This is a genomic window from Pseudonocardia xinjiangensis (assembly GCF_050948425.1).
Lineage (GTDB): Bacteria > Actinomycetota > Actinomycetes > Mycobacteriales > Pseudonocardiaceae > Pseudonocardia > Pseudonocardia xinjiangensis.
On record NZ_CP192009.1, the window covers coordinates 4895664 to 4908862 of the forward strand.

The 13199-nt window shown below is 69.9% G+C and carries 13 protein-coding genes; 4 read left to right on the forward strand and 9 right to left on the reverse strand.

Annotated features, from left to right (window positions below):
* Positions 1-2 precede the first annotated feature (2 nt).
* The 3 genes from ACQPZA_RS23020 to ACQPZA_RS23030 all read right to left on the reverse strand — a co-directional run bounded on the left by ACQPZA_RS23020 (position 3) and on the right by ACQPZA_RS23030 (position 2631).
* Entirely contained in the window at positions 3-728 is a 726-nt protein-coding gene (locus ACQPZA_RS23020) for a LamB/YcsF family protein (RefSeq protein WP_433273629.1), read from the reverse strand.
* Positions 729-946: 218 nt separating this feature from the next.
* Positions 947-1675 carry a haloacid dehalogenase type II gene (locus ACQPZA_RS23025; RefSeq protein ID WP_433273631.1) on the reverse strand — a complete coding sequence of 243 codons (729 nt, stop codon included), beginning with the start codon at positions 1673-1675 and terminating at the stop codon, positions 947-949.
* Positions 1651-2631 (reverse strand): MurR/RpiR family transcriptional regulator, encoded by a 981-nt coding sequence (locus ACQPZA_RS23030; RefSeq protein WP_433273633.1) that lies wholly within the window; start codon positions 2629-2631, stop codon positions 1651-1653. Before ACQPZA_RS23030 ends, ACQPZA_RS23025 begins: the two co-directional genes overlap by 25 nt.
* Before the next feature lie 140 nt (positions 2632-2771).
* On the opposite strand from ACQPZA_RS23030, the gene ACQPZA_RS23035 reads away from it, so the two are divergent.
* The 3 genes from ACQPZA_RS23035 to ACQPZA_RS23045 are packed head-to-tail and all read left to right on the forward strand — an operon-like array spanning position 2772 to position 5841.
* On the forward strand, positions 2772-4166 hold the full coding sequence (locus ACQPZA_RS23035; protein ID WP_433273635.1) for an MFS transporter: 1395 nt from the start codon (positions 2772-2774) through the stop codon (positions 4164-4166).
* Entirely contained in the window at positions 4163-4630 is a 468-nt protein-coding gene (locus ACQPZA_RS23040) for a GAF domain-containing protein (protein ID WP_433273637.1), read from the forward strand. Before ACQPZA_RS23035 ends, ACQPZA_RS23040 begins: the two co-directional genes overlap by 4 nt.
* Positions 4627-5841, forward strand: a complete 1215-nt coding sequence (locus ACQPZA_RS23045) for an amidohydrolase family protein (RefSeq protein ID WP_433273639.1) — start codon at positions 4627-4629, stop codon at positions 5839-5841. Before ACQPZA_RS23040 ends, ACQPZA_RS23045 begins: the two co-directional genes overlap by 4 nt.
* Before the next feature lie 45 nt (positions 5842-5886).
* On the opposite strand, the gene ACQPZA_RS23050 is transcribed toward ACQPZA_RS23045, so the two are convergent.
* From ACQPZA_RS23050 to ACQPZA_RS23060, 3 genes are all read right to left on the reverse strand, one after another.
* On the reverse strand, positions 5887-7470 hold the full coding sequence (locus ACQPZA_RS23050; protein ID WP_433273641.1) for an ABC transporter substrate-binding protein: 1584 nt from the start codon (positions 7468-7470) through the stop codon (positions 5887-5889).
* Between the two features lie 140 nt (positions 7471-7610).
* Positions 7611-7946, reverse strand: a complete 336-nt coding sequence (locus tag ACQPZA_RS23055; protein ID WP_433273643.1) for a hypothetical protein — start codon at positions 7944-7946, stop codon at positions 7611-7613.
* A gap of 77 nt (positions 7947-8023) precedes the next feature.
* Positions 8024-8149 carry a hypothetical protein gene (locus ACQPZA_RS23060; protein ID WP_433273645.1) on the reverse strand — a complete coding sequence of 42 codons (126 nt, stop codon included), beginning with the start codon at positions 8147-8149 and terminating at the stop codon, positions 8024-8026.
* 142 nt (positions 8150-8291) lie between these two features.
* Here ACQPZA_RS23060 and ACQPZA_RS23065 point away from each other — a divergent pair, with 142 nt between their 5' ends.
* Positions 8292-9218 (forward strand): GntR family transcriptional regulator, encoded by a 927-nt coding sequence (locus ACQPZA_RS23065; RefSeq protein ID WP_433273647.1) that lies wholly within the window; start codon positions 8292-8294, stop codon positions 9216-9218.
* Between the two features lie 46 nt (positions 9219-9264).
* On the opposite strand, the gene proS is transcribed toward ACQPZA_RS23065, so the two are convergent.
* The 3 genes from proS to ACQPZA_RS23080 form a co-directional block, all read right to left on the reverse strand.
* A complete protein-coding gene (gene proS, locus ACQPZA_RS23070) occupies positions 9265-10683 on the reverse strand; it encodes a proline--tRNA ligase (protein ID WP_433273649.1) in 1419 nt (472 codons plus the stop codon).
* 110 nt (positions 10684-10793) lie between these two features.
* Positions 10794-11444 carry a hypothetical protein gene (locus ACQPZA_RS23075; RefSeq protein WP_433273651.1) on the reverse strand — a complete coding sequence of 217 codons (651 nt, stop codon included), beginning with the start codon at positions 11442-11444 and terminating at the stop codon, positions 10794-10796.
* A 76-nt stretch (positions 11445-11520) separates the two neighbouring features.
* A complete protein-coding gene (locus ACQPZA_RS23080) occupies positions 11521-13164 on the reverse strand; it encodes an acyclic terpene utilization AtuA family protein (RefSeq protein WP_433282945.1) in 1644 nt (547 codons plus the stop codon).
* Positions 13165-13199 lie beyond the last annotated feature (35 nt).

Sequence of the window (13199 nt, forward strand, 5' to 3'; positions counted from 1 at the left end):
TCTCAGGCTGACATGTGGGGGCGTAGGGCTTCGTGGACGGCCTTGGCGACGTCCACGGCGTTCGGGGTGTCGGAGTGCACGCAGACGCAGTCGGCACGCACCGGGATCTCGGTGCCGTCGGCGGCCGTGGCGACCCCATCGGTCACCGCGCGCACCGCTCCTCGCGCCGAGGCGGCCGGGTCGAACGGCTGGTGGACGCGCGTGATGATGAGCGAGCCGTCGGGGCGGTAGTCGAGGTCGGCGTAGTACTCGGAGATGAATCCCGCGCTCCGCGCACCCCAGACCTGCTCGTGCACCGTGCCCGCCATGCCCATGAGCGGCACGCCGAAGATGTCGGCGGCGTCGGCGAGAGCCTCGGCGACCTCCGGGTCGCGCGCCGCCATCCCGTACAGGGCGCCGTGCGCCTTGATGTGGTTGAGCTCCATGCCCTGGCCACGAAGGAAGCCCGACAAGGCGCCGACCTGGTAGACGACCGCCGCGGTGAGCTCGTCGTGGTCCAGCTTCATCTCACGACGGCCGAAGCCCTCGCGGTCGGGCAACGACGGATGCGCTCCGACCCGGACGCCGTGCTCTTTGGCCAGCGCCACGGTCTGCTGCATCACGCGCGGATCCGAGGCGTGGAACCCGCAGGCCACGTTGGCCACCGTGATCCACGGCATCAGCCCCTCGTCGTCGCCGCAGCGATAGATGCTGAATGCCTCGCCCATGTCGCAGTTGATGTCCACCATGCCGGCCTCCTTCCTTCAGGCGGTTCCGCCATCCTTGTCGACATTGCGGACCCCCGCCACACCCCCTACGGGCCCACCCGGTGACCCTGGTAGCGCGGCGCCGTCGGGCCGTGGTTACCCGCATTGCGGTTCGTCGCCATCAACCTCGCATCGACGTCGTCATCGACGCCGACGGAACGGGTGGTGGCCGGCGGGGTTGCTCGCAGACGGAGCCGTGTTCAGTCGGCCGGCGCAGCGCGGTCACGCCGGTGGCCGCTCGCCACCTGCGCGAAAGCAGCCATCGACGGATACTCCCATTCCGGAGCGACACTCTCCCCGGGCTCCGGGGTTGCCCCCCAGCCCGGGCGATCGTGTCGCCGGTTGATCCAGACGCCGGGCAGTCCCGCCCGTTTCGCGGGCACGTGGTCGTGGAAGAGGCTCTGCGCGACGTGCAACAACCGCAGTCCCCTGCTGTGCGCGTACCGGGTCAGTACGTCGAAGTTGCGCGGCGCCGGCTTGTAGGTTCCCACGTCCTGTGCCGTGATGACGTGGTCGAAGTCGACGTCGAGCCGCCGACGGCTCCCCTCGAAGCTCGCGTTGTCCACGTTGGACAGGATGATGAGCTCGAACCGATCGGCCAGTGACACGAGCGCGTCATGGGAATCCGGGAAGGCGGGCCATTCCGGCACCGACGATCCGAGCCGCTCCGCCTCGGCGTCGGCGACCGGGTAGCCGAGCTTCGCCCCGGTGGCGCGGAATGCATCGGCCAGCACGTCGGGATACAACGTCGTCGGCCGTTCCCGGACGATCCTGGCCTCCTCGTCGGCGTAGGCGGTGAGCACCCGCTCGTCGGACGACGCCGTGTCGAAACGACGTGCCCACGGGCCGAGGATCGCGGCGATGCCGGCCTCCCAGTCGATCAGAGTGCCGTAGCAGTCGAAGCTCAGGGCGTCGTAGCAGTCGAACACGGTTCTCCTCCCTCCGGTTCACTGCCGGGGCTGCGCTCTCGGTTCGGCTCGCGGTCGACCTCGACGCGTCCCGAGGGAGCCGGGCGGGATGGACGGTGGTGCAGCAGGCCGAACTTCGACCACATGCCCTCGGCTGCTTCGATGGATGCGCTGGTACGCGCCGGATCGACCGCGGCCAGCTGCGCGACCATGGCCTGCACCACGGCGATGCCGGCCGTCAGCGACGGGAAGAACGCGACGCCCTCCGCCGGGACCATCACCACTTCCTCCGCCGCTCCCGCCAGTGCCGGGCTCGCCACATCTGTCACCGCGAACACGCGGACGCCGCGCGCCCGGGCCTCGCTCGCCGCGAGAACGGTGCTCTCGTACAGCCGCCAGAAGCTGATCGCGATCAGCACGTCCCCCGAGCGGCTCGCCGCGATCGCGTTGGCCAGTCCTGCGTCCCCGGACGTCACGGCAGCTACGTCGTAGCCGGCGAGCCGCGCGTTGTGCGCGAACGCGACGCCGACGGCCGCGAAGCTGCCATCGGCGACCACGATGGTGCGGCGGGCGGCCGCCACCGCCTCGGCGATGGTCCGGACGGCCGCCTCGTCGAACCGCCGGGTGAGCAGCGCCATGCTGTCGAGGTCACGGCGCAGTGACGCCGAGCCGGGTGACCTCACGCCGTGGTGCTCGGCAGCAACCTCGGGGGCGCTGAGCGAGGACAGGTACCGGGCGCGCAGTTCCTGTTGGAGCGCAGGCCACCCGGCGAAGCCGAGTGCCTGCGCGGTGCGGGTCACCGTCGCGGTGTTGACGCCCGCGAGCTGGGCCAGCTCGACCGTCGAGCCGAACGACGCTCTGCGCGGCTGGGACAGCAGGACCTCCAGCACCGCCGCCGCCTTCGAACGCAGCCCGCGCTCGGGCACCCGGTCGCGCAGCCAGTCCTCGAAGCCGTCATCCGGCACGTGCTCGGTCAACCTGCCCCTCTCCTTCGACCGCGGGAAGACGCTACGCAGTCGTAACGCGGAAGATCTGCAACAGTCGTTGCATCTTGCTTGACCTGCAGCATAGTTTGCTGAGATTCGTTCTGTCGTTCCCTCGATCGGGAAGGTGCTGCATGGCCTTGTTGGCCCGCCTGGACAGGCTCCCGCTGAGCCGCCCGCACTACGGCCTGCTGGTGATCGGTGGGCTCGGCTACACCTTCGACGGCATGGACTCGGCTGTCGTCGCCTTCCTGCTGCCGAGCACCCAGCAGGTCTGGAACCTCGACAACGCCCACCTCGGGCTCATCGGGTCGGCGACCCCGTTCGGGTTCCTCTTCGGCGCGACCCTCGCGGGCTTGCTCGGCGACCGGATCGGCCGCAAGAAGGTCATGCTGTACGCGCTGGGCTTCTACGCCGTGTTCTCCGTGCTCGGCGCATTCGCCCCCAACTACGAGGTGTTCCTGGCGGCCCGGGTGCTGGCGGGGGCGGGAGCAGGCGCCGAGAGCGCGATCATCGCGCCGTTCCTGTCGGAGTTCGTCCCCGCGGCGCGGCGCGGCTGGTTCGTCGGAGCGCTGGCCGGGTTCTTCTCCTTCGGGTTCGTCATGGCCGCGCTGATCGGCCGCTTCGTGGTGCCCACGTTCGACGACGGCTGGCGGATCGCCCAGCTGATCACCGCGCTGCCGATCGTGATGCTGCTGTGGTGGCGGCGCGTGCTTCCGGAGTCGCCCCGCTACCTGCTTCAGAGCGGGCGTCACGCCGAGGCCGAGGCGGTGGTCGCCGATCTCGAACGGCGGGTCGAGAAGGCCACCGGACGTCCGCTGCCGCCTGTTGCGGATGCCGCCGCCGCACGTCCGGTGGTCGCCACGCCGAAGGTGACCCTGGTCAGCGCCATGAAGTTCCTCTGGGCCCCGGCCATGGCCCGGCGCACCGCGATCATCTGGCTGGTCTGGTTCGTGATCACGTTCTCCTACTACGGCTTCTTCTCGTGGATACCCACGCTGCTCGTGCAGCGCGGGATCACGGTGACCAAGAGCTTCGAGTTCTCGCTCATCATCTATCTCGCGCAGATCCCCGGGTACTTCTCCGCTGCCTGGTTGTCGGAGAAGCTGGACCGCAAGAACACGATCGCGATCTACCTCGCCGGCTCGGCGGTCAGCGCGTTCTGGCTGTCCCAGATGGACGATCCGGTGGCGATCACGGTCGCGGGCGCGGTGCTGTCGTTCTTCCTCAACGGCACCTACGCCGGCGTCTACTCCTACACCCCCGAGGTGTTCCCCACCTGGATCCGCGCGACCGGAACCGGCCTGGCAAGCGCGTTCGGTCGCGTCGGCAGCATCCTCGCACCCACGATCATCGGGCTGACCGCCGCCAGCCTCGGATTCGCCGGCGTGTTCGGCATGACCACCGCCGTCCTCACCGTCGGCGTCGTGTGCGTCATGGTGTTCGGGCTGTCCACCGCAGGCCGGAGCCTGGAGGACCTCACCGAGCAGAACGCGCTCGCCGACACCGCAGAAAGGATGCAGAAGTGACCGAGAAGTGCACACTCGAGGAGCTCGAGGAGAAAGTCAGGGAGTCAATCGGTGTGCGGTTGTTCACCGTGCTGGCCTGGATCCCGGACCGGCGCGCGCTGCATCGCGCCCACAGCAGTCACCCCGAGCAGTATCCCGTCGGCGGGGAGAAGACCGTCGAGGTCGCTGCGGGCTGGCTCGACCGCTGTATCGAGGCCAAAGAACCCTACTTCGGCCCGAATCCCGCCGCGGTTCGCGAGATCTTCGCCGACCACGAGCTGATCGAGAGCCTGCACTGCGGCTCGGTCCTCAACGTGCCCGTCCTCGGCGAGGACGACGAGGTTCTCGGCGTGCTCAACATCCTCGACGCCGAGGGCAGCTACGACGACGAGTCGATCATCGTGGCGAGTTCCCTCGCCCCGCTCGCCGCATCCTCGCTGCGCGAGCTGGTCGACCGCCTGTCCATCCAGGGAAGCCGCACGTGAGCCTGCTGGTGCGCAACGCCGTGATCCTCGACGCGAGCACTGGCGACTACACCGAGGGTGACCTGCGTTGCGAGGACGGCCGCGTCGTCGAGGCCGGTCCCGGCCTGACCGCCCGCGACGCCCGCGTGCTCGACGTGGGCGGTGCCGTGGTCGTACCCGGCCTGGTCGACGCGCACGTCCACGTCACCGCGGCGTCCACCGCCGACCTCGGGTCCCTGTCCTCCCAGTCACCGTCCTACGTCGCCGCGCACAGCGCTCGCACGATGGGACAGATGCTCGACCGCGGCTTCACCACCGTCCGGGACGCCTCAGGCGCCGACTACGGGCTGGCCGACGCGCAGGCAGAGGGCCTGATCCGGGGGCCGCGCCTGCTGTTCTGCGGCAAGGCGTTGAGCCAGACCGGCGGTCACGGCGACGCGCGCAATCGCGGCATGACCGCATATGACAGCCACTCCTGCTGCGCGGGCCTCGGCCGCGTCGCCGACGGCGTGGACGCCGTCCGCGCGGCGGCGCGCGACGAGCTCCGCAAGGGCGCCCATCACATCAAGGTGATGGCCTCGGGCGGGGTCAGCTCCCTCACCGACCGCGTCGACTCCACCCAGTACTCGATGGACGAGCTGCGGGCGATCGTCGAGGAGGCGGGGGCAGCCAACCGCTACGTCGCTGCGCACGCCTACACCGCACGCGCGGTCAACAGGGCGCTGGAGGCAGGCGTGCGGTCGATCGAGCACGGAAACCTGCTCGACGACCGCAGCGTGGAACTGCTCGTGGAGCACAAGGCCTACCTCGTGCCGACGCTGGTGACGTACTGGGCGCTCAAGGAGGAAGGCATGTCCCACGGCCTACCGGAGCGCAGCTGGCATAAGGTCGACGACGTGCTCGGTGCGGGCCTCCAGGCGCTGGAACGGGCGGCCCGCGGCGGCGTGAAGCTCGTCTACGGCAGCGACCTCCTCGGCGGCATGCAGCGCCACCAGAGCCACGAGTTCCGGTTGCGCAGCGAGGTGCAGAAGCCGATCGAGGTGATCCGCGCGGCCACGGTGAACGCGGCCGAACTCGTCGGCATGGCAGGCGAGATCGGCACGCTCACGCCGGGCGCGCACGCCGACCTGCTCGTACTCGACGGCGATCCACTGGAGGACGTCGGGTTGCTGGCCGACCCGCGGCGCATCCGCCATGTCGTGCAGGCGGGCGAGTGCGTCGGCGCCTCCTGAGCAGGGAGCAGGCCAGGGCTGAGCCCACGTGACCGGCACCCCTGCTCACCGGTCCAGCCACGTCGTGGCGAAGAAGATGTCACGGCCGATAGTCCGGTCGATCCCCTTCACCTCCGGTTTCGTGATCGTCGACGCGTAGCTGCGGCTGAGGAACAGCAGCGCGATGTCCTCGTTGACCAGCCGCTCGACCTCCTGGTACGCCTTCGTCTTCACGCCGGCGTCCAGGGTGGACGAAGCCTCGTCGAGCAGCCGGTCCACCTCCGGGTTGGAGTACTTCCCGAAGTTGATCGCGCCGTTCGTTCCCAGCAGGCGCGCGATGGCCGGGAACGGATAGTCCACCGGGGCGAGGTTGCTGATCAGCTGGAAGTCACCGCCCTGCAGCACCCGGGACGTGAACTCGGCCAGGTCGAAGAACTCCACGTCGACCTGCATTCCGACGGCAGTCAGCTGCGCCTGCACGAACTCGCCGAGCGAGACCTCACTGCGGCTGGTCGTGAAGGTGATATGCGGACTGCCGCCGTCCGCCACGTACTCCTGCACGAGCCGACGGGCCTGCTCCGGGTCGTACTCCGGCCAGAGGTCCGACGCGGCCTCGGTGTGGTACGGGCTCCGAGCCTCGAACAGGCTGTCCGAGCCGACCAGTTGGTTGCCGTACTGGCTCGCGGCCAGGGCACGCAGGTCGATCGCGCGCACGGCCGCTTCCCGCATGCGGCGGTCGTCGAACGGCGTGCGGGCGAAGTTGAAGGTGAAGAAGAACCCTGCGCTTCCCGGCCCGTAGTAGACGGTGAACTTCGGGTCGACGTAGGCCCGGACCAGCTCGGTGTTGTAGCCGCCGTAGATCAGGTCCACGTCTCCGTTGACCATCGAGGCGTACCGGGTCTCGGTGTCCGACAGCGGCCGGAACTCCAGCCCGTCCAGGCGCGGCAGGCCCGGCTGCCAGTAGTGCTCGTTGCGGGTGAGCTCCATCCGGTTGTCCCGCTGCCAGCTCGTGACCTTGAACGGGCCCGCCCCGACCGGGTTGTTGCCGATGTCGTCGCCGTACTGCGCGAGTGCGGCAGGCGAGATGATCATCCCCAGGGTCCCCGCGAAGATCGACCCGGTGAACACCACCGGGAAGTCGCCGAGCGGCGCCGCCAGTGTGAACTCGACGGTGAGCGGATCGAGAGCCCTTATCGCGGTGATCTGCTTCGCGTACACGGCCGCGGGCGAGGCGGGCGCGTCGATGTGCCGCTGGGTGTTGACGATCACCGCGTTGGCGTCCAGCGGCGTCCCGTCAGAGAACAGCACCCCCTCGCGCAGGCCCATCACCCAGGTGCGTCCGTCGTCGGTGGTCTCCATCGACTTGGCGAGGTACGGCTCGGCCTCGCCCTCGGGCGTCAGCCGCAGCAGCAGGTCGTACACCGCCATCGCCACCGCGTTGCCGTTCTGCACGGTCGGGTCGAAGCTCACGACCTCGCGGTCGTTGCCGATGACCAGGGTGCCGCCGCGGCGGGGCTCCCCCTCGGTGGCCGGGTCGCCGCCGTAGGGGCGCATGGCCTGCAGCGGAGGCCGACCGTCCTCACCGCCCTGGTTGGCGCCGACCGCCCCACAGGCAGCCAGGACGACCGCGGCCGCTAGCGCGGCGCACATCCTCGACGCACGAGATCTCCAGAGCACCGGGTCCTCCTCGTCGAGTCCACCGCGGATCCGTTCCGAGCGTCCGCCATCACCGACCGCCGGCCCAAACGGCTGCGCGCACACTTTCCTGGCGATACGTGCGCAGGGACAGATCAACACCCGCTGGTCGGTGAGCGCGCGTCCGCGGGTGCCACCTCGCTGCGGCGAGCAGCTGCGATGGCCAGAGTCGCCCAATGACGGTAGGTGCCGCGAGCGGCCTGCACCGCGATGAATCCGACGTCGTCCACTCCCATGACAGCGAAGACCGTTCCGAGGGTCCACATCGTGCGCCGTGCCCTGCGGAGTTTCGGCAACAGCCAGGCGAGTGTTGCGCCGTAGATGACGAACGACACCCCGAACTTCAACGGCTTCGACCAGATCGACTGCGCCATGAGCGCGCGACCGTCGGCGACCAGACCGACGCTCGCGACGACGACGAGCACGGCCATCACAGCCACCATGATCATCAATGGGCGGTGCCACGACCGCACGTGCGCAGTAATGGACGACGTGTCCGTCAACAGGCTCATGCGACCTCTGCTCCTGCGCATCGCAAGCTGCCGGGAAGGAGCCGGCGCAGCACGGGATCGTCGGCGAACGCCACGACCAGAACGCCGACCGCGGTATCGCGGCCGACGGTTGTCGTTGTCATGCGTACACCGTATGAGTGCCGCCAACCAAGACATGATCTCAGCAGTGCACTTTCGCATTGCACCGGTTGACCCGACCCGTCGAGGTGGGGAAAGCACGCTTTGCCGTCGTTCCGGGCCCGTTCGTACTAGTACAGTTGGGCTGTGTCGCCAGTCGAGGAGAGCGAGCGGCCATACCTTCGGGTAGCCGCGGCCATCCGCCACCGCATCACGTCGGGCGCCCTCCGTCCCGGTGACCGCGTGCCGTCCACCCGTCAGGTGGTTCGCGACTTCGGCGTCGCCATGGCCACGGCCACGAGGGCTCTCGCGGTCCTGCGGGACGAGGGGCTGGTGGTCACCCGGCCGGGGTCGGGCACGGTCGTGCGCGCCCGGGAACCGTCGCGGCGCGCCGGGCGCGCACCGGACCGGGCGCTCACGACGGAGCGGATCGTGGCCACCGGCATCGCGGTGGCCGACGCGGAGGGCCTGGACGCCGTGTCGATGCGCCGGCTCGCCGCCGAGCTCGGCGTCGGCCCGATGTCGTTGTACCGGCACCTGTCCGGGCGCGAGGAGCTGGAGCACCTGCTCGTCCGGGCCGTGTTCCGTGCGCATCGGCTGCCCGAGCCGGGGCCGCCCGGGTGGCGCGCGAAGCTGGAGCTGGTGAGCCGCGTGGAATGGGCGGCGTACCGCAGGCACCCGTGGCTGCCCGAGCTGATCTCCCTGACCAGGCCACTGCTCGCGCCGGAGGCGATGGCCCACACCGAGTGGACGTTGCGGGCGCTCGACGGGCTGCCCCTGACCTCCATCGAGAAGACGCGGGAGGCGCTCACCCTGCCCGCCATCGTCCGCGGCCTCGCCGCCACCGCGGCAGCGGAGATGCGGGCCGAGCGGGAGACCGGGATGGCCAACGACCAGTGGTGGGTCACGCTCGACGACGAGGTGCGCGCCCTCATGGCCTCCGGCCGCTACCCGAGACTGGCCGCCGTCGCGCCCGAGGGGGTGCAGGACCTGGACGCCCTGCTGGACCACGCCGTGACCCGCCACCTGGACGGCCTCGCGGCCCGGCTGGCCCGGAGCACTCCGGAGCCATAGCGCTGTTCAACGAGCCGTCAGACACTATGGCTCCGAACTGCCCTCTCTAGTAGGCCCGCCCGATCAGGACCGTGTACTTCGCGGGCTCTCCCGTCATCAGGCACGTGGGTGCGGGCGGGTCCGCGTCGACGATGCATCGGATCGTGGCACCGGTGCCCTCGCTGAGCGCGCGCTCCGACCCCTCCGCGCCGGACCAGGCGGCGAGGTACAGCCCTCCGTCGCCGACGCGCTGCGTGAGCTCGTCGAGGTCGGTGACGGGATGGGTGTGCTGTTCGCGGAAGGTGCGGGAGTCCTCGAACAGCGTCCGCTGAATCTCCTCGAGCAGGCCTTCGGCGGCCCGTGCGGCCCCGTCCAGCGGCACCGGACGCTTGGTACGGGTGTCGCGCCGGACCACGGTGGCCTGCCCGGCGGCCAGCTCCCGCGCACCCACCTCGATCCGGACGGGGACGCCCTTCAGCTCCCAGTCGACAGTGCGCCGGCCGAACGAGGTGTGGGCACGCGTGTCGGCGTGCGCGCGGACGCCGGCGGCGCGCAGCTCCGCGACGATGCGCTCGGTCGCCTCTGCGACCTCGTTCTCCTCTCCCAGCTGCATGACCACCACCTGGTGCGGCGCGATCGACGGGGGCAGGCGCAGCCCGTGGTCGTCGCCGTGGACCATGATCACCCCGCCGATCATCCGGGTGGACGTGCCCCAGGAGGTGGTGGCGGCGTGCCGGCGGTGGCCGCCCGCGTCCAGGTACCGGATGTCGAAGGCACGCGCGAAGCTGTGGCCGAGGTTGTGACTGGTGCCCATCTGGAGCGCCTTGCCGTCGCGCATCAGCGCCTCGCAGGTGAAGGTGTGGTCGGCACCGGCGAAGCGCTCATCAGGCGACTTCTCTCCCACCGCGACCGAGATCGCCAGCGTCTCCTCCATGAACCGCTGGTAGACCTCCAGCATGCGCCGGGTCTCCGCAACCGCGTCGTCATAGGTGGCGTGGACGGTGTGGCCCTCCTGCCAGAGAAACTCGGTGGTACGCAGGAACAGCCGCGGCCGCAGCTCCCAGCGGACCACGTTGTTCCAGAGGTTGATCATCAGCGGCAGGTCGCGATGGGACTGAACCCATTTGGCGAAGTAATGGTTGATGACCGTCTCGGAGGTGGGGCGCACCACCAGCGGCTCGGCGAGCTGCTCCCCGCCGCCGTGGGTGACCACGGCCAGTTCGGGGGAGAAACCCTCGACGTGCTGCTTCTCCTTCTCCAGGAAGCTCATGGGGATGAACAGCGGGAACGCGGCGTTCTGGGCGCCGGTCGCCTTGATCCGACGATCCATGTCGGCCTGCATGAGTTCCCAGATCGCGTAGCCCCACGGTCGGATGACCATGGTCCCTCGAACCGGACCGTTGTCGGCCAACTCGGCGCGAGCAACGACATCCTGGTACCAGGCGGGGAAGTTCTCCGCCTGCGAGGTGAGTACGGCTGTGGCCACGATCCTGCCTCTTCTTGTGTGCCGGCGGCACATCGGAACGGACAGTCATGACGGTAGCCGGAGCGAGCAAGCAGTTTTCGGGGTCGCCGGATCGACAGGCGCTCGTCGTACTACTCTTCGAATGTGACCTTTACTTCAGGCACGTTCATCTTCCCGGCCAGCCTTCTCTTGTTGGGGGCCACCATCCCGTTCCAGGTGATGTAGGCCCCATCGGCTTCCCCGCCCTCGACGATCTGGGCGTCGGGCAGGTGCCCCTCCCTCTTGAGGTACTGCATCGTGCCCTGCACGGAGCCCCCGATCAGGGTGAGCGTGAAGCCGGCTCCCTGGCCGATGCCGCCGACCAACGCCCGCAAGCCGGTGATCAGGTCGATGCGGCCCTTTCCGCCGGTCCCCGTGGAGTCGCTGTGGATCATGAAGGCGATCTGTCCGTTGTATCCGCAGACAGCGACACACGGCCCCATGTCCGTGGTGGACAGCGTCTTCGAGGTATCGGTGGCGCTGATGACCTTGCCCTTGCCATTGCCCTGGGTGACCTCGACACCCGTGAGAACGGTGGGGGCGCTTTCAGCTCCGTCCTCGTCCATTCTTTGAGCGATCAGCTGGTTGACCGCCTGATTGCCGCTGGAACGCTGGAGTTGCACGATGTTGTGCGGAGAGAGCAACGGAGACGTGGCGCCGACGTGATCGACGTCGGCTCGCTGCGGCGTCTGCCGCTTGGGCGCGACCTTTTCTTTGCCCGGATGTTGCTCTTTCGCCCTCACGCTGTGACTCCTCCCGACCTACGTCGAACATGCCCGATCACACGGGTATTCGGAATTGCGGATCCCACGCTGCGAATCACGAAAGCAGCTCCACCGGTACCTCCACAACCCTGCTGCGCAGGTACTCCCCCAGCCCTTTCGCCTGCGGGTCCGGGCGGGTGGAGGAGGCGACACCCGCGCCGAGGATCCCGTGCACGACGACGTTGAGCGCCAGCAGGTTGGGGAGCGCCCACACGTCGATCGTGAGGTCCGCCGTCTCGGGTCCGAGCAGTTCGCGGGCCTTGTCGGCGGTCAGGAAGCGCCGCAGCCACGCGTACTCGGCGTCGGTGCGGGTCCACAGCCCGATGTTGGCGTTGCCGCCCTTGTCCCCGGACCGCGCGCCGCACACGACACCGAGCGGGACCGCCCTGTTCGGCCCGTCGTGGACCGGCGCGGGGGCGGGAGCCTGCGGCGGCGCAGGCACCTCAGCGACCTCCGGATCGTCGATCACCAGCCGCTCGCCGCCGGGCAGGACCACCGTGTGCCGCACGGCCGAGCGCGGGACGGCGGCGGGCCGGTAGATCCCGAAGGCCGACTCCGGGGTGGGCGGGGACGTGGTGTGGAAACCCGCGTACCCGCCCAGCGCGAGCTCCATGGCGGCGCCCGAGAACGCGCGGCCGACCGTGCGCGGGTCGGGGTCCTTGACCGTGATCCGCAGGTGCGCGGTGGCGCGCTCGTTCGACGGCGCGTCCGGGGTGTCGAAGCGCAACAGCCGGACATCGACCTCGGCGAACCGGTCCTTGCCCCCGAGCACCTCGAACAGCAGAGCCTCGGCGTGCGCGGCCTTGGCCTCGATGTCCAGCCCGGTGAGCACCAGCGTCACGGTGTTGCGGAAGCCGCCCGCCTCGTTGAGCGCGACCTTGAGCAGCGGCGGCGGCGCGCTGCCGCGCACGCCGGAGATCGCCACCCGGTGCTCGCCGTCCTGGGTCAGCCGGATCGTGTCGAAGTGCGCGGTGCAGTCCGGGCCGAGGTAGGCGGGCTCGGCGATCTCGTAGAGCAGCTGGGCGGTGACCGTGCCGACCGAGACCAGGCCGCCCGTCCCGGGGTGCTTGGTGATCACCGATGATCCGTCCGCGGCGACCTCGGCGATCGGGAACCCGGGGTAGCGGCGGTCGGTGAGCTCATCGAGGAAGGCGTAGTTGCCACCGGTCGCCTGCGGTCCGCACTCGATCACGTGCCCCGCGACCACCGCGCCGGCCAGCGCGTCCCAGTCCCCGCGGCCCCAGCCGTGCCACCACGCCGCGGGCCCGACGACGAGCGAGGCGTCGGTGACCCGCCCGGTCACCACCACGTCGGCCCCGGCCGCGAGGGCCCGCGTGATCCCCCAGCCGCCGAGGTAGGCGTTCGCCGACACCGGCCGGCCCTCGACGGGCGGGACGACGGCCCCCAGCGAGCCACGCAGGTCGTCGCCCTCCACGTGCGCCACCCGCGCCGTGAGCCCCAGCCCGGCGGCGACCTCACGGACGGCCGCGGCCAGCCCGGCGGGGTTGAGACCGCCGGCGTTGGCGACGATGCGGATGCCCCGCTCCAGGCACGTCCCGAGCACCGCCTCGACCTGGGTCAGGAACGTCCGCGCGTATCCCGCGGAGGGGTCCTTGGCCTGCGCCTTCGCCAGGATCAGCATGGTCAGCTCGGCGAGGTAGTCGCCGCACAGCACGTCGATCGGGCCGCCCTCGACCATCTCGCGGGCGGCCTCGATCCGGTCGCCGTAGAAGC